Annotated in this window: 17 protein-coding genes and 1 tRNA gene; 14 read left to right on the top strand and 4 right to left on the bottom strand. The window is 35.4% G+C overall.

The features are described from left to right. Nucleotides 1–10: 10 nt before the first annotated feature. The 3 genes from Q1V95_RS15660 (at nucleotide 11) to Q1V95_RS15650 (ending at nucleotide 4,307) form a co-directional block, all read left to right on the top strand. The gene (locus Q1V95_RS15660) at nucleotides 11–2,281 is read left to right on the top strand and encodes a GH92 family glycosyl hydrolase (protein ID WP_300675652.1); all 2,271 of its coding nucleotides are present in this window, start codon (nucleotides 11–13) and stop codon (nucleotides 2,279–2,281) included. 23 nt (nucleotides 2,282–2,304) lie between these two features. Then, entirely contained in the window at nucleotides 2,305–2,796 is a 492-nt protein-coding gene (locus Q1V95_RS15655; protein ID WP_300675651.1) for a phosphoheptose isomerase, read from the top strand. Nucleotides 2,797–3,044: 248 nt separating this feature from the next. After that, nucleotides 3,045–4,307, top strand: a complete 1,263-nt coding sequence (locus Q1V95_RS15650; protein ID WP_300675650.1) for a T9SS type A sorting domain-containing protein — start codon at nucleotides 3,045–3,047, stop codon at nucleotides 4,305–4,307. Nucleotides 4,308–4,372: 65 nt separating this feature from the next. Here the strand turns inward: Q1V95_RS15650 and Q1V95_RS15645 are convergent. Beyond that, nucleotides 4,373–4,446, bottom strand: a tRNA-Arg gene (locus tag Q1V95_RS15645). Between the two features lie 59 nt (nucleotides 4,447–4,505). Here Q1V95_RS15645 and Q1V95_RS15640 point away from each other — a divergent pair. The 5 genes from Q1V95_RS15640 to Q1V95_RS15620 all read left to right on the top strand — a co-directional run bounded on the left by Q1V95_RS15640 (nucleotide 4,506) and on the right by Q1V95_RS15620 (nucleotide 9,510). Next, entirely contained in the window at nucleotides 4,506–5,552 is a 1,047-nt protein-coding gene (locus tag Q1V95_RS15640) for an ABC transporter substrate-binding protein (protein WP_300675649.1), read from the top strand. Between the two features lie 2 nt (nucleotides 5,553–5,554). Continuing rightward, complete coding sequence (locus tag Q1V95_RS15635) at nucleotides 5,555–6,379, top strand: type II CAAX endopeptidase family protein (RefSeq protein ID WP_300675648.1); 825 nt, start codon at nucleotides 5,555–5,557, stop codon at nucleotides 6,377–6,379. Between the two features lie 10 nt (nucleotides 6,380–6,389). Further along, nucleotides 6,390–6,968: an RdgB/HAM1 family non-canonical purine NTP pyrophosphatase gene (gene rdgB, locus Q1V95_RS15630; protein ID WP_300675672.1), complete on the top strand. Its 579-nt coding sequence runs from the start codon at nucleotides 6,390–6,392 to the stop codon at nucleotides 6,966–6,968. A gap of 9 nt (nucleotides 6,969–6,977) precedes the next feature. After that, a complete protein-coding gene (locus tag Q1V95_RS15625; protein WP_300675647.1) occupies nucleotides 6,978–7,892 on the top strand; it encodes a ribonuclease Z in 915 nt (304 codons plus the stop codon). A gap of 79 nt (nucleotides 7,893–7,971) precedes the next feature. After that, a complete protein-coding gene (locus Q1V95_RS15620; protein WP_300675646.1) occupies nucleotides 7,972–9,510 on the top strand; it encodes a serine hydrolase in 1,539 nt (512 codons plus the stop codon). 41 nt (nucleotides 9,511–9,551) lie between these two features. Here the strand turns inward: Q1V95_RS15620 and Q1V95_RS15615 are convergent, their stop codons facing one another. Continuing rightward, complete coding sequence (locus Q1V95_RS15615) at nucleotides 9,552–10,460, bottom strand: CorA family divalent cation transporter (RefSeq protein ID WP_300675645.1); 909 nt, start codon at nucleotides 10,458–10,460, stop codon at nucleotides 9,552–9,554. A gap of 224 nt (nucleotides 10,461–10,684) precedes the next feature. On the opposite strand from Q1V95_RS15615, the gene Q1V95_RS15610 reads away from it, so the two are divergent. The 6 genes from Q1V95_RS15610 to Q1V95_RS15585 all read left to right on the top strand — a co-directional run bounded on the left by Q1V95_RS15610 (nucleotide 10,685) and on the right by Q1V95_RS15585 (nucleotide 16,210). Then, entirely contained in the window at nucleotides 10,685–11,707 is a 1,023-nt protein-coding gene (locus Q1V95_RS15610; protein WP_300675644.1) for a beta-ketoacyl-ACP synthase III, read from the top strand. Between the two features lie 158 nt (nucleotides 11,708–11,865). Next, the gene (locus Q1V95_RS15605; protein ID WP_300675643.1) at nucleotides 11,866–12,444 is read left to right on the top strand and encodes a hypothetical protein; all 579 of its coding nucleotides are present in this window, start codon (nucleotides 11,866–11,868) and stop codon (nucleotides 12,442–12,444) included. Between the two features lie 134 nt (nucleotides 12,445–12,578). Continuing rightward, nucleotides 12,579–13,148, top strand: a complete 570-nt coding sequence (locus tag Q1V95_RS15600; RefSeq protein WP_300675642.1) for a YceI family protein — start codon at nucleotides 12,579–12,581, stop codon at nucleotides 13,146–13,148. Between the two features lie 81 nt (nucleotides 13,149–13,229). Continuing rightward, nucleotides 13,230–13,874 carry an alpha/beta hydrolase gene (locus tag Q1V95_RS15595; protein WP_300675641.1) on the top strand — a complete coding sequence of 215 codons (645 nt, stop codon included), beginning with the start codon at nucleotides 13,230–13,232 and terminating at the stop codon, nucleotides 13,872–13,874. A gap of 66 nt (nucleotides 13,875–13,940) precedes the next feature. Beyond that, nucleotides 13,941–15,359: an L-serine ammonia-lyase gene (locus Q1V95_RS15590; protein WP_300675640.1), complete on the top strand. Its 1,419-nt coding sequence runs from the start codon at nucleotides 13,941–13,943 to the stop codon at nucleotides 15,357–15,359. 26 nt (nucleotides 15,360–15,385) lie between these two features. Continuing rightward, nucleotides 15,386–16,210, top strand: a complete 825-nt coding sequence (locus Q1V95_RS15585) for a tetratricopeptide repeat protein (RefSeq protein WP_300675639.1) — start codon at nucleotides 15,386–15,388, stop codon at nucleotides 16,208–16,210. An 88-nt stretch (nucleotides 16,211–16,298) separates the two neighbouring features. On the opposite strand, the gene Q1V95_RS15580 is transcribed toward Q1V95_RS15585, so the two are convergent. Continuing rightward, complete coding sequence (locus Q1V95_RS15580; protein WP_300675638.1) at nucleotides 16,299–17,144, bottom strand: prephenate dehydrogenase; 846 nt, start codon at nucleotides 17,142–17,144, stop codon at nucleotides 16,299–16,301. A gap of 148 nt (nucleotides 17,145–17,292) precedes the next feature. Next, nucleotides 17,293–17,664: a hypothetical protein gene (locus tag Q1V95_RS15575; RefSeq protein WP_300675637.1), complete on the bottom strand. Its 372-nt coding sequence runs from the start codon at nucleotides 17,662–17,664 to the stop codon at nucleotides 17,293–17,295. Nucleotides 17,665–17,669 lie beyond the last annotated feature (5 nt).

The following is a 17,669-nucleotide window of genomic DNA, read 5'->3' as shown; positions in this document are numbered from 1 at the left end:
AATTATGAAAATGAAATCTATATTTGCTACGCTTTTTGTTTTTATAAATCTTATTTCTTTTGGGCAAAATTCGCTAGTCGATTATGTCAATCCTTTGATGGGAACGCAGTCGAAGCCGTCTTTGTCCAACGGAAATACGTATCCTGCTGTTGGTCTTCCGTGGGGAATGAATCTTTGGACGCCACAAACAGGAAAGATGGGCGACGGCTGGGCTTACAGTTATGATGCAGACAAAATAAAAGGCTTCAAACAGACGCATCAACCATCGCCTTGGATGAATGATTATGGTGCTTTTGCCATAATGCCAGGCGTTGGAAAACCAAAATTCAAAGAGGAAGAAAGAGCGAGTTGGTTTAGTCACAAAGCTGAAATTTCAACACCTTATTTTTATAGCGTTTATCTAGCGGACGCGAATGTTACAACTGCTTTCACGCCAACGGAAAGAGCTTCTTTTTTTAAGTTTGATTTTCCAAAAACGGATAGCGCTTATGTTGTTATCGATGCTTTGGACAAAGGTTCGTACATCAAAATTCTTCCTAAAGAGCGCAAAATCATTGGTTATACGACCAAATATGCTTCAGGGAAATATGAGAATTTCAAAAACTATTTTGTTGTTCAGTTTGATAAAGATTTTGATTTAACCCAAATTTGGGCAGACGAAAAATTGTTGGACAAACAGTTAGAAAATTCGTCCAATCATGCAGGAGCAATTATTGGTTTTAAACTTAAAAATAAAGAATCAGTGTATGCAAAAGTCGCTTCTTCTTTTGTAAGTTTTGAACAAGCTGAATTAAATTTAAAAAGAGAAATCGCTAACAAAACTTTTGACCAAGTAAAAACTGAAGCAAAAGATATTTGGAACAAAACTTTAAGCAAAATCGAAGTTAAAGGTGGGACAGATCAACAGACAAGGACTTTCTATTCGTCGTTGTACAGAACCTTATTTTTCCCTCAGAAACTTTATGAGATTGATGCACAAAACAAAATTAAACATTGGAGTCCATACAACAGCAAAATTCTGGATGGAAGAATGTTCGCTGGTACAGGCTTCTGGGATACTTTCCGTGCACTTTATCCATTGTTAAATTTGGTCTATCCTAGCATTAATGTTGAAATGCAGGAAGGTTTGGCTAATGCTTACAAAGAAGGTGGATTTTTGCCTGAGTGGAGTAGTCCAGGCTATTCCGATATTATGATTGGTAACAACTCTGCCTCGGTTGTTGCGGATGCTTATCTCAAAGGACTTCGCGGTTACGACATCGAAACGCTTTGGGAAGCTGTAAAGCATGGTGCAAATAATGAAGGACCGATGAGCGCCGTTGGTAGAAAAGGTGTTGATTATTACAATCAGCTTGGTTATGTGCCTTATGATGTCAAAATTAATGAAAACGCTGCTAGAACCTTGGAATATGCTTATGATGATTTTGCAATATATCAATTAGGAAAAGCTTTGGGAAAACCGGCATCGGAGATTGATGTTTATAAAAAGCGTGCTTACAATTACAAAAATCTTTTCGATAAAGAGTCTGGATGGATGCGTGGCAAAAACAAGGATGGCAAATTCCAAACGCCATTTAATCCGTACAAATGGGGTGATGCTTTCACGGAAGGAAATAGTCTACATTATACGTGGTCAGTTTTTCAAGATGTTGATGGATTGGCAACTTTAATGGGTGGCAAAAAGAAATTCGAAGCAAAGTTGGACGAAATTTTTACGCTTCCTCCAGTTTTCGATGATAGTTATTATGGCTTTGTGATCCACGAAATCCGCGAAATGCAAATTATGGATATGGGACAATATGCCCACGGAAATCAACCAATTCAGCACATGATTTATCTTTATAACTATGCTGGAGCGCCGTACAAAACACAATATTGGGCAAGAAAGGTGATGGACAAGTTGTATCAAGCAACGCCAGATGGATATTGTGGTGATGAGGACAATGGACAGACTTCGGCATGGTACATTTTTTCAGCTTTAGGTTTTTATCCAGTAACACCTGCAACAGATCAATATGTTTTGGGAGCGCCTTTGTTTAAGAATGTGATTATTCATTTAGAAAATGGAAATTCAATTAAAATAAATGCACCAGAAAATAGTGCGGAAAATCTTTATGTTAACAGCTTAAAAGTGAATAACCAAGCTTATTCTAAAAATTGGTTAAGTCATAAAGAATTGATTCAAGGTGCGGTTTTGGATTTCCAAATGAATAACGTCCCGAATAAACAAAGGGGAAGTGAGGAAAAGGATTTTCCTTACTCAATGTCAAAAGAAAAGTAAAATTCAAAATAAATAAACAATAAATGGAAAAGAATAAAATCTTTGATGAGGTCGAAAAAATGTTGACCGAACAAAAGTTTAATATCGTTGCAAAAGACGATTCCAGACCTTGGGGAGGCTTTTTTGTAATTGATGAAAGCCAAGCGCAAGATTTTGCAAACATCTATTTTGACGGTATCGATGTGGACGGATTGAGAATCGGAGGAAAGCTAAGTCCTAAAATTCTTTTGGTAGCTCCAGAAGCAAGATTAAGCTGGCAATACCACCACAGAAGAGCCGAGATTTGGCAAGTGGTTTCTGGAAGAGTTGGTATCAAAAGAAGTCCAACAGATGAGGAAGGAGAGTTGGTAGAGTACCATCCGAAAGATCAAATCAAGTTGGAGCAGGGCGAAAGACACCGTTTGATTGGTTTGGATAATTGGGGCGTTGTTGCGGAAATCTGGCAACATGTTGACGCTTCTAATCCTTCCAATGAAGACGATATTGTAAGAGTTCAGGACGATTTTGGTCGATAGAATCTGAAAATTTAGAAATTCAATTTTTTATAAGATTAAAAATATCCGTAATAGGATGTCAGTTGAATTTTTCAAAAAGAGCATTCTCATAGTTTCTGTGAGAATGTTTTTTTATTTAGTACACTTTTGAATTGTTTGAAGATGTTTGTTTTTTATGGTAATAGTTGAGCTTATTTGATGTTTTTTTTGAATATTTATTAATTTATTTAATGTTTTTGTTATCTTTAGTTAAAATAAACTAACACTCTATGAAAACACTTTTATCTTCTATTTTACTCCTGATTTTTAATATCTCTTGCTATGCGCAATGGGTAGAGAAAGATTTATCCAATATCACAACAACTTGGCTTAGTGATATATATGCTATAACACCAGATATTGTGATCATCACAGGTGCGAATGGCACTATTCTTAAATCTACAGATGCTGGCACGACATGGCAACAAAAAAACTGTGGAACTGATCTTTATTTGAGAGAGATACAATTTCCAACTTCCAAAATTGGATATGTGTTAGCTGGCGGAAATACGCTTCTTAAAACCAAAGATGCTGGAGAAACGTGGACACAATTTCCTATTGAAAATATTTCTGGGATAGATGTTATATCATGCGTTAACGAGAATTTGATTTTTCTAAATACTAACAAAGGTTTAATAAAGAGCGAGGATGGCGGTGCGACTTGGAGTGCACCTGTACAATCACCTTTTTTTGGAGAACATGGTATCCAAATGCAGTTTTTTGATAGAAATGTTGGTTTTGTTGGGATAGACGAGATGAGCTACTTGGATAATGGTGACCAGCACTGGGAGAATAGATTGGCTAAAACTACTGATGCAGGGAAATCTTGGCAAATATTTGACGCAATCGCACCATTTCATTTTTTAAATGAAAATCTTGGCTTTTATTATTTTCAAAAACTTTATAAAATAACTAATAGTGGCAATCAAATTGAAGGAGTTGGTGGTTATTCAGCACATACGCTAAGGAAAATTATCGCAATTGATGAAAATACAATTTGGGGAATTCTTGATGCTCGAGCATTGAATTATGATACGTCATCACAAGGTGTTATTAAGTTGACTAAAAATGAGGCTGGCGAATATGTTGCAAAAGGCTGGTATGATAACAGTTTTGATATTGATATGACATCTATGCACTTTGCGAATGATAATGCGGGCTACATCATTGGACGAGCTTTTGGTAAAAATAAATTATGGAAGAATACCACAGGGAGTAATGTTGGACTTAACACAACTGAAACTGATAAAATAAATCTTGTTAAAATCTTTCCTAATCCTACATCCGACAAGATTAATATCCAAATCGACACACAATTGGCAAAAGAGTTTTCAATCAATCTTACAGAAATGTCTGGGAAACTTGTTTTTGAGAAGATCTACAAAAATCATAAAGAGGTTGTTATCGATGTTAAAAATTTATCGAAAGGAACTTATTTAGTAAACATCAAAGGTCAAAATCAAGCTTCTTCACAAAAGATTATCGTTAAATAACAGATTCACAAAAGCTTATAAAACAAAAAACCGACAAAGAAATCTAATTTCATTTGTCGGTATTGTGACCTCGATAGGATTCAAACCTATAACCTTCTGAGCCGTAATCAGATGCGCTATTCAGTTGCGCCACGAGGCCGTTGTTACCTTGTTTCGTAAGGGTTTGCAAATATAACACTTTTTTCTTTTCTTTGAAATATGAAAGCACTTTTTTTTATTTTATTTTCATTTTTCTGTTTAACATCATGTAAGAAAAAAGAAATTCCGACAACAGAAAACGCTGTAATTATTTCAGAACGTTTGAGTTATAAAAATGACGGACAGCAGTTTGTTCTAAAGTCTGGAAAATTCGAAAACTTCTTCGATTCGTCAAAATTGGGCTTCAAAAAAGTCGTTTTGCTCAATTCTTCGCTTTTAGGCTTCTTCACAGAGCTTAATTTGGTGGACAGAATTGTTGGCGTTGCAAGTCCCGAATATATTTTTGACGAAAATATCCGAAAAGCTGTTGCTTCTAACAAAATAGCAAATATCGGTAACGAACAAAAATATGACATCGAAAGAATTCTTTCTTTAAAGCCAGATGCGATTTTAACAAATTATGTTCCGAGCTTCGAAAATACTTATGAGATTTTAAGAAAAGCCAATATTCAAATTATTTTTCTTGACGAATATTTAGAAACGACGCCACTTAACAAATCAAAATATCTTTTGTTATTTGGAGAATTGTTCGGGGTGAAAGAACTTGCGGAAGAACGTTACAAAAAAATTGAAACCGATTATCATAATTTGCAACAGGAAGCTTCGAAAAGTGCAGAAAAACCTGTTGTTCTTTGTAACGAAATGTACGGCAACCAATGGTTTTTGCCAGGTGGAAAATCTTCTGTTGCTAATTATTTTCGTGATGCAAATGCCAATTATGTTTTAGCAGATAATACAGATGTTAATGCAATTCCTCTTAGTTTTGAAGAAGTGTACAAAAAGTCAGAAGATGCAAAATATTGGGTGAATATTGGCGCTTATCAAACCAAACAGGCTATGCTAAATATCAATCCTAATTATTCGAAAATGAAGGTGTTCCAAAATGGAAAATTGTACATGATTAACAATCGTGAGGTAGGAATGGCAAATGATTATTTCCAAAGTGGTGCTGTTCGTGCAGATTTGGTGCTTAAAGATTATATTAAAATTTTTCATCCTGAGATGTTTCCAAATGAAGCGCTTTACTATCTTAAAGAATTAAAATAAAGATGAAATCCACAATACAACCACTTAGCTTTTTTGCAGCGCTAATTCTTTTTCTAGGTTTGGTTGCTGGTCAAACGATTATCGCTTTGCTTGCGGTGTTGTGCATCTATATATTCCATATCGATTACGCTGCATCAGCTTGGTTTGCAATTATTGGCTATTCGGTAAGCATGATATCGCCATTGGTTTTTTATTATTTTTTTGTTTTAAAACCAAAAGGATTAAAGCTACAATTTGACTTTAAGAAGAATGGATTTGTAACTTATCTTATCGTTTTTCCAATGATGTTTGGGATGATGTTAATCGCCGAATATTTAGTGACTTTTGTACCAACGACAGGTGTTTTTTTTGGTGATTTATACCAGAAATTTGAAGCGCAAATGAAGGGCTTGGCAATGGATAATGTGAGCATGATTATCATGACTGTTATTTTGGCACCAATTTTAGAGGAATTGGTTTTCCGTGGTGTAATCCAAAAGTCGATTATTAAAAACGGTGTCAATCCAAGGATAGCCATTTTTATTTCGGCATTTGTTTTTGGTGCTTTTCATGTGTATCCTTGGCAATTTGTTGGCGCTTTTTTGTTGGGTATCGTCTTAGGCTTGGTGTATGAAAAAACACAATCTCTCGTTTTGCCAATCCTTTTGCATGCTTTTAATAATTTGATTATGGCTTTAATAATGATCAAATATGGCGCTGAGACAACGCATACGCTTTTACCAATTAAGCCTATCTACAGTTTTATGATTGGTGTAGGGATTTTTAACATTTTTATGTGGGGCTTTGTTTTCTATTTTCGAAGAAAAGCTAGTATCTTTGAAGGATAAATTATGCTCGATGGAAATTTTGGTTGCGACACACAATCTTCATAAAAAGGAAGAGATTCAACAGATTTTAGGTTCTAATTATTTTGTATTAAGTCTTAGCGATTACAACTTAAATGAAGAAATTGTTGAAGATGGACATACTTTCGCAGAAAATGCTTTAATAAAGGCTAAATATTGTTTTGAAAAAACAGGAAAGCCAAGTCTTGGTGATGATAGTGGATTGGTTGTAGAAGCTCTGGATGGTCGTCCAGGAATCTATTCGGCACGTTATGCAGGAGATCACGATTTCAAAAAAAATATCGAAAAAGTTCTTGATGAAATGAAAGACGAAACCAATCGTCGTGCTTATTTTATCACTGTTTTATGCTTGGTTGATGCTTCTGGAGAACATTATTTTGAAGGTCGTGTTTATGGGAATTTAACAAAAGAAGTCTTTGGTGAAGGTGGTTTTGGTTACGATCCGATTTTTATGGCAGATGATCATAATACGACTTTTGCTGAAATGCCAGCCGAAGAAAAAAATAAAATTTCGCACAGAAGTAAAGCGCTTAAAACATTTTTAGACTATCTTTCTGTCAATCCTTTGTAAAATAAATTTGTGAGTACATATCTGACCATATTAGGTTTTAATTCCGCAATTCCGACTGTTAATTCGTCGCCAACAGCACAGCTTTTGGAGATGGAAGAACGTATGTTTTTGATTGATTGCGGAGAAGGGACTCAGGTTCAGTTACGAAAAGCAAAAGCGAGATTTTCTAAGCTTAATCATATTTTTATTTCGCATCTTCATGGCGATCATTGTTTTGGTTTGCCAGGATTAATTGCCTCTTTCAGGCTTTTGGGTAGGACGACGCCTTTGCATGTCTATGGCCCGAAAGGTATTAAAAAAATGCTCGAAACAATTTTTACGATTACTGAAACACATCGCGGTTTCGAAGTGGTCTATCACGAGTTGGATAAAAAAGTTTCGGAAAAAATATATGAAGACAAAAGGGTAGAAGTCTTCACGATTCCTTTGGATCACAGGATTTATTGTAATGGTTATTTGTTTAAAGAAAAACCAAAAGAACGTCATCTTAATATGGCGGCAATTTCCGAATTTCCCGAAATCGAAATTTGCGATTACCAAAATCTGAGAAACGGAAAAGATTTCGTTTGCGAAGATGGAACAATAATTCCAAATGCTGAATTAACCACGGATCCCAAAGCATCAGTTTCTTATGCGTTTTGTAGTGACACACGTTACAAAGAAGATATTATCCCTTTGATAAAAAATGTGGATGTCCTTTATCACGAGTCTACATTCTTACACGAATTAAAAGAAATGGCAGATTATACTGGTCACACAACGGCGCAAGAAGCTGCAACAATTGCGAAGAAAGCGGAAGTCGGCAAACTTATTATGGGACATTTCTCTAATCGTTACGATGATTTGACAGTTATGACCACCGAAGCACGACAAATCTTCCCTAATTCTTATCTTCCAAAGGCTTTAGAATGCGTAAAGCTTTAGAAATTCATCATTTTCAAAAGATAATTATTTAATTTTCCTTTATTTATTCAATATCTTTGGCTTCATAATAAAGTTAACTATGAAGAAAAGATTTATGTTTATGTTCGTGTTAGCGACTTCGACTTTTTGGGCACAAATGCCTGAGGCGAAGCTGGACGAGCTTATCCAAAACACCCTCAAAACTTTTGATGTTCCAGGAATGTCTGTTGGTATTGTTAAAGACGGTCAAATGGTGTACTCTAAAGGATTTGGAGTTCGTTCTTTAAAGAATAAACTTCCGATGGATAGCAAAACTTTGGTAGGGATTGCTTCCAATTCTAAAGGTTTTACCGCTACGGCTTTGGCGATGTTGGTGGATGATGGAAAGTTAAATTGGGATGATAAAGTGTCGAAATTTATCCCCGAATTCCAAATGTATGATCCTTATGTTTCTAAGGAAGTGACAGTTCGTGATTTGATTACGCATCGTGCAGGACTTGGTTTGGGACAAGGCGATTTGATGTTTTTCCCAGAAGGAGGAACGCAAAGTATTCAGGACATCGTTCGTAATGTTCGTTATCTAAAACCTGACCATTCTTTCCGTACAAAGCTAGAGTACAACAACATTATGTTTATTGTTGCGGGTGAAGTTATTACAAGAATTAGTGGACTATCGTGGGCGGATTTTATCGAACAGAGAATTCTAAAGCCTGTTGGGATGACAGCGAGTTTTGGTTCTTATAACCGTGCAAAATCTTCATCAAACATTATTGATGCGCATGCTCCAGTTGATGGAAAAGCGATTGCTGTACCTCACGACTGGAATGAAACGGCGAACGCAGCAGGCGGAATTATGAGTAATGTTGAAGATATGACGACTTGGGCAACTTTCCTAATGAACAATTTTACAACTAAAGAAGGTAAACGTTTGGTTTCTGAAAAGAATGCACACGAGCTTTGGTCTTTGCAGATTTCGGATAAAGTGGCTCCAAAAAATCCTTATGATACTCATTTTTATGGTTATGGTCTTGGTTGGTTTTTGAGCGATGTTAAAGGAAAATTGCAAGTTCAGCATAGTGGTGGATTAATTGGTACTGTGACACTATTCACAATGATTCCTGAATTAAAATTAGGAATTGTAGCCTTGACCAATCAGCAGTCTGGTGCAGCTTTCACAACCGTGACTAACGCAATTAAAGACAGTTATTTGGGTGTTGAAGATAGAAATTGGTTGAAACAAAATGCTGACAGAATGGCGAAGAACAATGAGCGTTTTGAAAAGCAGAAAAAAGATGTTTATGATCAAGTTAAAGCTGCGGAAAAAACATTTATCCTAAAACCTGAGCAATTTGTAGGAACTTACAATGATGCTTGGTTTGGTGATGTTGAAGTTAAACAAGAAGGCAAAAAGTATCGATTGTATTGCAAAACTTCGCCACGATTAAAAGGTGATTTGTTACCTTACAATAATAATACTTTTGTTGTTAAATGGGATGATAGAAGTTACGATGCCGATGCGTTTTTTATCGTAGATTTTGATGAAAGTGCTAAAGCAAAATCAGCAAGCATGAAACCGATTTCGGATGTTACCGATTTTAGTTTTGACTTTGGTGATTTGGATTTGAAAAAAGTAAAGTAAGAACTTTATCAAACATAAAAAAAATGGTAGTCTACTAAAGGCTACCATTTTTTTCTGCGAAAATATACAAAGGTGACAACAACAATTAATGCCATCAATGCTAATGTGCCGTAATAGCCATAAGGCAGTTTTAGTTCGGGCATATTTTCGAAGTTCATTCCGTACAAACCTGCGATAAAGGTTATTGGTAAAAAATAAACCGAATAGATTGCCAATAGTTTCATAACCTGATTGGCTTTTTGATCTGATAATGCCAAAAACATCGAAATTAAGTTGGTGGTTTGTGCGTTGAGATGGTCAAAATCTGCCAACACATCTTTTTGCTTGTCCAGTAAGTCGATAACTTCAACTTCCTCCAACTCCAACCCATGGAATTTGTTAATCCATTCTGAGGAAATGTTTAGGATTCTTGTATTAAGTCCCGCTTTTCTTTTTAGCTTGTAAAGTCTTCGGATTTGGTTGGATTGATTGGTGTTTTTTAAGAAAATTTCGTTTTCCATATTATCCAAAACTTCCACCAAATGTTGACTTTCTTCATCGTAACTTTTCATAACTTCCAATGCAAGCTTCAAGGCTAGTCTGTCGGCAGTAATTGTATGAGCAAGTTTAGAATTTTTGTTAATTTCATCAAGTACTTCGCGGATACATTTACTTTTAAGTCGATGTACGGTAATGATGAGATTTGGCAATACAAAAAGGCTCAATTTGGTACTGACGTCACTTATGGTATTAAGTGTTTGTCGTTCCATATCGGTGTTTTCGCGCATCAGGAAGAATTTTACCTCATCAACTTCTTCATATTTTGGTAAGTGATTTGGATCAATGGTATCTTCCAAAATGAGATTGTTAATATGATAACGAGAATGCAGAAATGCTAAATCATCTTCATTCGCCATTTCCACATCCAACCACTCGCAGTATTCGTTTTTAAAAATGCTTTCTATTGCCATTCCGCAAAGCTAAATAATTTTTGTAAAAATTTGTATTTCTATGCTAAAAATAGAATTTTTTATTTATTTAATAAAAATAATTAAATGTGATATTATTGTTAAAATTGCGGTGTGATGGCTGGTTTTATCAGATTTAATCAGCTTATCTATTATTAATAGTTAAATAAACTTCTATGTAATGAATAAAACATTATTTTTGCATCACTATTTTATAAGCTTAAAGTATGTTTAAAAGTAAAATTACAGGTGTGGGACATTATGTTCCAGAAAATATAGTTACCAATGATGACTTGTCAAAATTGATGAATACCAATGATGAGTGGATTACAGAAAGAACAGGTATCAAAGAAAGACGTCATCGTAAAGATCGAAATGACAGCCAAGAAACGAGTGCTTTTTTAGGTTTTAAAGCTTCGGAAATGGCGCTTAAAAATGCCAATTTAACATCTAAGGATATCGATTACATCATTTTTGCGACTTTATCTCCAGATTATTTTTTTCCTGGAAATGGTGTTTTGTTGCAAGAAATGCTAGGTTGTGATACGATTGGTGCATTGGATGTCAGAAATCAATGTTCAGGATTTGTCTATGCGATGAGCATGGCAAATGCGCTGATTGTTTCGGGGACTTATAAAAATATCTTAGTTGTTGGCGCTGAGATTCATTCTTTTGGATTGGACTTCTCAGATAGAGGACGAGGTGTTTCTGTAATTTTCGGTGATGGTGCTGGTGCTGTAGTTTTGTCGGCTTCGGAAGACGAAAACGTGAAAGGTATTTTGGCTGTTAATATGCATTCTGAAGGTAAATATGCTGAAGAACTTGCAGTTAAATTTCCAGGTTCAAAATTCGGTTGGGCAGATCGCCTGTTAACCGAACCAGAAGCGATTACGCCAGAAGATATCTATCCAGTTATGAATGGTAATTTCGTCTTCAAACATGCGGTTACTCGTTTCCCAGAAAGTATTTTGGAAGCGCTTAACAAAGCTGGTAAAACGATTGATGAATTGGATCTTTTGATTCCACATCAAGCGAATATCCGTATTGCGCAATATGTTCAACAATTATTGCATTTGCCAGATGAGAAGGTATTTATCAATATTCAAAAATATGGAAATACAACGGCAGCTTCTATTCCGATTGCGTTAAGTGAAGCAATCCAAGAAGGTCGTATGAAGCGAGGCGATTTGGTTTGTATGTCGGCTTTCGGAAGTGGATTTACTTGGGGAAGTGTCCTTTTCGAATACTAAAATTTTAAAAATATCGATAAAAAAGCAGTTTTTAAGCTGCTTTTTTTGTTTTTATAAATCATTGTAAATCTTTTGTTTAAAGGCTGTTTGCGAGGTCGATATTTGTTTTGGCATAGATTTTTCAAGTCAGTTTCTCGTAAAATGAAAAAATTTGAATTATGAAATCTTTAAAACAAGCAATTTTAGCAATCGGTGTTTTAGCGGGAGGAATGACTTATGCACAGAGTTCGGATATGAACAATATGCTAAAAGTTGGTGTTAATGGTGGTATTTCTACAGGAGGTAACACATCCGCTAATGCAGGATTAGATGTTTCTTATCAAAATTTGATAACGCCAGGATTTGGTTTAGGTATCGCGACTGGTTATAACCATTTCTTCGGAAAATCTGCAACATTTAATGATGTGAAGGTCAATAACAAAGACTTTGGTGTTGTTCCAGTGGCGGCATTAATTAGAGTTTATCCAAAGCAATTTGGTTTTTATCTAGGAGCTGACCTTGGTTACGGTTTTATTGTAGGTAATGACAATGTTACAGACAATGATGCTTACAATGCAAAAAGACCTGATGGCGGTTTTTATTTGAAACCAGAAATTGGTTACCACAACAAAGATTGGAATTTCTTTGCACATTACACAAAAGTATTTACGGGTGACAAAGGTCAAGTTGCCGATCAGAAGTTTAACGCAGGCTCAGTTGGGGTAGGCGTTGCGTACAACATTCCTTTAGGAAACTAATCAAATTATTATAATCTCTTTAGCCTGTCTTCGGATGGGCTTTTTTGTGAAATGAATTTTCTTATCATAAATCAATTTTTATTTAGAATGATTATTGGTAAGTTTGCAATATAAAATTTAAACAATATAAAATTATGAAAAAATTAGCTTTAGTTGCTTTGATGATTGGAGGTCTAGCATTTGGACAAACTAAAAAAGTTGTAGGTTCTGACGTACATTGGTGGGGTTACAAAATCGCAAAATCAGAAGCATCTTCTCACGATGGAACGGTTAATGTAAAATCTGGAAATATCGTTGTTAAAGATAACAAAGTTGTTGGTGGTAGCTTCGTGTTAGATATGACAACAATTAGCGCAACAGACGTTAAAGACGCAGAAACAAAAGCTAAGTTGGATGGTCACCTTAAGACTGGCGACTTCTTCGAAGTTGAAAAATTCCCAACAGCAGAATTTACAATTACTGGAGTTAAGCCAAGTACAGACAAAGTTTGGAATTCTACAATTACAGGTAACTTAACAGTAAAAGGAAAAACTAACGCAATCAGCTTCCCAGCAAAAGTAGGTGTTAGCAAAGGTGTTGCAACAATTGTAACAGACAAATTCAGCTTTGACCGTCAAAAATTTGGTGTTTCTTACAAATCTACAATGGCTGACGTTTTAGTAAAAGACGATATCGACATGAAAGTGAAAGTAACTGCAAAATAATTGCGTAACTTTAAGAATATTTAAAAAAGAACAGCTTGTCTGTTCTTTTTTTGTTTCCTACTTTTGATAGTAGTTTTGCTTATGAAATTATATGTTGTTAGTGGCCTAGGTGCCGATTTTACGGTTTTGGAAAAGTTGACTTTTGATACCGATATCGAAGTCGAATTTCTCAATTGGTTAATTCCAGAAAATCAAGAAGCATTTTCGCATTATGTAAAAAGAATGGCGGACAGGATTGACGATACCGAAGATTTTTATCTATTAGGCTATTCATTTGGTGGGATTATGGTGCAAGAAATTCATCATCTAAAGCCAGCCAAGAAAGTTGTTATTTTGGGAAGCATCCGAAGTGACGAAGAAAAGTCACCTTTGATAAAATTCGGAGGTTTTACAAAAATTCCGAGGTTGGTGCCAGAGCGTTTTTTTAATGAAAACTCAGCAGTGGTTTATTCATTTTTAAGAAAGTTGTTTGACCCTAAAAATCCGCGTATTAACAACTATTTTCGAGTGCGTCATCCTTATTATCTTAAGTGGTCTATCGAAAAAATTTCGGAGTGGAAATTCAAAAAAATGCCAAACATCATCCAAGTGATGGCGGATAAAGACATTGTTTTTCCGATTAAAAATTCGAAACCAGATTTCGTTATTAAAAACGCAACCCATTTATTCCCAGCGACTAAACCAAAAGAAGTATCTGCAATTCTTCTAGAAGTCTTCAAATCCTAAGAATTTTTGATTATTGACTTTTTAATTTGTAAATTGATAGTATCTTTAGAGCCCTAATTTTATTGAATGGAATCGATCAGTGTTTTTGAAATTATAAAAGTTGGAATTGGCCCGTCTAGCTCGCATACTATGGGACCATGGAACGCCGCAGAGATGTTTTTGAACCTTATCAAAAGAGACAGAAGCTTGACGGATGTTAAGGAAGTTTTCGTAGAATTCTTTGGCTCACTTGCCAAAACGGGGATTGGTCATGGGACAGATATTGCTGGAATGTTGGGACTTTCTGGCGAAAATTTCAAAACAATTGATACCACTAGAATTGATGAAAAAATAGCGCACATCAAAGAATCTCAAATTCTTAATCTTGGTGGTGTGCATCCTGTACCGTTTATCTACGGTTATAATTTAATTTTAAATAAAGAAAAAACGCTTGACTTTCATCCAAACGGAATGATTTTCCGCGCTATTTTTAACGATAGCGAAGAGCTAAGTCAAGATTACTATTCGCTTGGTGGTGGTTTTGTTGGGACTAAGGAAGATAATACTTACAGCGAAATGTGTGTTCGTACTTTGTATCCTTGTCACCACGGCAGCGATATTATTAAATATATTGAACAACTAAATTTAACACGAGTTTCGGATTTAATTTATCTAAATGAAGAATCTTGGAGAAGTCGCGAAGAGACCAATCAGCAAGCTTTAGAAATTTGGAAAAATATTAAAGAATGCGTGTACAAAGGTGTTAACAAAAAAGGAATTCTTCCTGGTGGACTTAATGTAACACGTCGTGCTTCCGAAATGAATGAAAAACTTCTCGGTTCCAAAATTTACAAAAATATGGACCAATGGTTCCAAATGGTTTGTGAGGAAGAAAAAACTTTCAATTCGATTACCAAATGGATCAGTTGTTTTGCTTTGGCTGTTAACGAAGAAAATGCAGCTTTTGGAAGAATTATCACAGCTCCTACTAATGGCGCAAGTGGCGTTATTCCTGCAGTTTTGATGTATGCGCAGACTTTCACCGAATTTAATAAAGAAGAAGATATTATCAGATTTATTTTAACAGCTGGCGAAATCGGAACTTTGTTCAAAAAGAATGCAACCATTTCTGCGGCGATGGGCGGTTGTCAAGCGGAAGTTGGCGTATCGTCAGCTATGGCTGCTGCGGCTTTGACTGAAATTTCTGGCGGAACGCCTGGGCAAGTTTTGATGGCGGCAGAAATTGCGATGGAGCATCACCTTGGTTTGACTTGCGATCCGATTGGTGGTCTTGTGCAGATTCCTTGTATCGAACGTAATTCGATGGGCGCAATTAAAGCGATTACTGCTTCTAATTTGGCACTCGAAGGTGATCCTAGCAAAGCACGTGTTTCTCTTGATAACGTTATCAAATCGATGTGGGAAACGGCTTTGGATATGAATTCTAAATATAAAGAAACCTCCGAAGGTGGCTTGGCTGTTGCGGTTAACGTTGCAGAATGTTAGTTTTTTTGAATTAAATTTTTGAAGCTTTGACAAAGTTTTTAAGTCTTATTTTTTTGTTACCATTTTTTGGATTTTCGCAGAATTTCGAAAGTTTCAAGAATTTGAATGAAACGCAAAAACAAGAGGTTTTAAAAATTTTGCAAGACGATTCTCAAGCTTCTTTATTCTCCATTAAACATCAAAAAAATCTTGATAAGCTTTTAGAATTTATGCCTAATGAGGCTTTTCTCTGGCAGCAGAAAGCGATGCCTTTGTTCAAGCAACGGAAGTATGAACTTGGCATGCAATATCTCGATAAAGCTGTTGCCTTGGACAAAACCAATCATTATCGAGAATACCGCGCTTTCATAAAATGTGCTTTTCAGAAAAATTATCAAGAAGCTTTGCGAGAGTTTTTCGAACTTTCGAAAACGAGAGAAGATGGTGTGGTGATGGATCATCCATATACTTTTTGGATGGCGCTTTGCTACTTGCAAATGAATGATTTTGACCAAGCTAAATTGTATCTTAACAAAACTTTGGCTTTTAGTGTGAAACATTCGATTTCGAATCCGTACGAATATTTTTACCAAGGTATTGTCGCTTTCGAAACGCGAAAATATCAAGACGCGATCGGCTTTTTTAACCAATCTTTGAAAGAATATCCAAATTTTTCGGATGCTAAATATTACAAGTCGATTTCGTTAATGATGCTGAACAAAGTTGACGAAGCCAAAAGTTTGTTATCAGAATCTGAAACCGATTTCCGAAATTCTTATACTTTTATTGAAGCAAATTCCATCTACGAGCCATCACCTTATCAAGTTTCCGCTTACATTTTTGAATACACCAAAACTTTGTTTAATAGATAGTTTTTTTTGAATGTCGTCAGATTCAGTAATTCTTCAAAATATACTAAAGAAAAATTGTATCGAAATCTAAATTCATAAATGATTAAAATTACTTATCCAAAATCCCTCGTATTCTATTGGCGTTAAGGATAAGCTCTTCCAAAAACTCAAAATTTTCTTTTTCTAATGCCGCTTTGAATTTTCGCAACTGAGAAATATGCTCATTTAAAACATCTAAAACATTTTCTTTGTTTTGTTTAAAAATTGGAACCCACATTTCTGGATGCGATTTTGCAAGACGAACCGTGCTCGAAAATCCCGAACTCGCTAACTGAAAAATAGTATCTTCCTCACGTTCTTTTTCCAAAACAGTATTTGCCAACGCATAAGACGTAATATGCGAAATATGTGAAATGTAAGCCGTGTGAACATCGTGTTTGTCAGCGTCCATGTAAAGAATGTTCATTTCTAAATTTTCGTAAACTTGCTTTACCAATTCCACAGCGAAATCGTAAGAATCTTCATGATTGCAGATAACAGCCGCGCGATTGCTAAAAGCTTCGGAAGTTGCAGCCATTGGACCGCTGTTTTCGGTTCCCCACATCGGATGGCTTGCCACAAAGTTTTTACGTTTTGAGTGTTCGTCGGCAATGCTAGTGATTTCAAGTTTTGTTGATCCGACGTCCATTACCACTGTTTTGTCCGAAATTCTATCCAGAACTTCTGGCAAAATGACCTTTGTAGCTTCAACAGGCAAAGCGATAATTATTAAATCTGACTCGCGGATAAGATTTTCAAAAGTCGCGATTTCATCAATGATATTTAGGTCTTTTGCTGTTTGAAGATGCGCCTCACTTTTATCAAAGCCAATAATTTTTTGTGTAAAGTTTTTTTCTTTTAATTTTAAAGCCATCGAACCTCCGATAAGGCCGACGCCAATAAGTCCTATTGTCATAATTGTATTTTTAAAAACAAAAAACCCCGTCCTAGGACGAGGTTATTATATTGCATACGAAATCTCCATCCTAGTCTAGGTTGTTAATTCGTAATAATATGTTGCTTGGTTAAACATTGATGCAAAGCTATGAAAAGACTTTCAAATTTTAGTTTAATTTTTTAAAAGATTTTATCACAACCGAATCTTTTGTCTTTTCGAAAGTTAATTCGTACTTCGGATTTTTCTCTGGTGATGTCATATAATATTCAGGGAAAGGTTGCTTCTGCGCTTGACTTTTATCGAAATCAATTTTTCCTTTTCCTATGATTGAATCCTTAAGATATTGAGCATCGATTTTTTGTAGATCGAGCTCTGGTTTTAGGTTTGTCGGTATCGAAACTGGTTTTGTCATACTTTCTCCGATAACTCTTTCGTTGGGAAAGTAAGAGCAACTCGCTCCTTTTTTGTTTAAAATAAAAAAGACAATAATAAGTCCTGGAATAAATCCAACAAAGTAAAATTTAAGTTTTTTGAGCATTATTT

The organism is Soonwooa sp. (genome assembly GCF_030151385.1).
In the GTDB taxonomy this organism is placed as follows: Bacteria; Bacteroidota; Bacteroidia; order Flavobacteriales; family Weeksellaceae; genus Soonwooa.
This window is presented reverse-complemented; position numbering and strand designations above follow the sequence as displayed.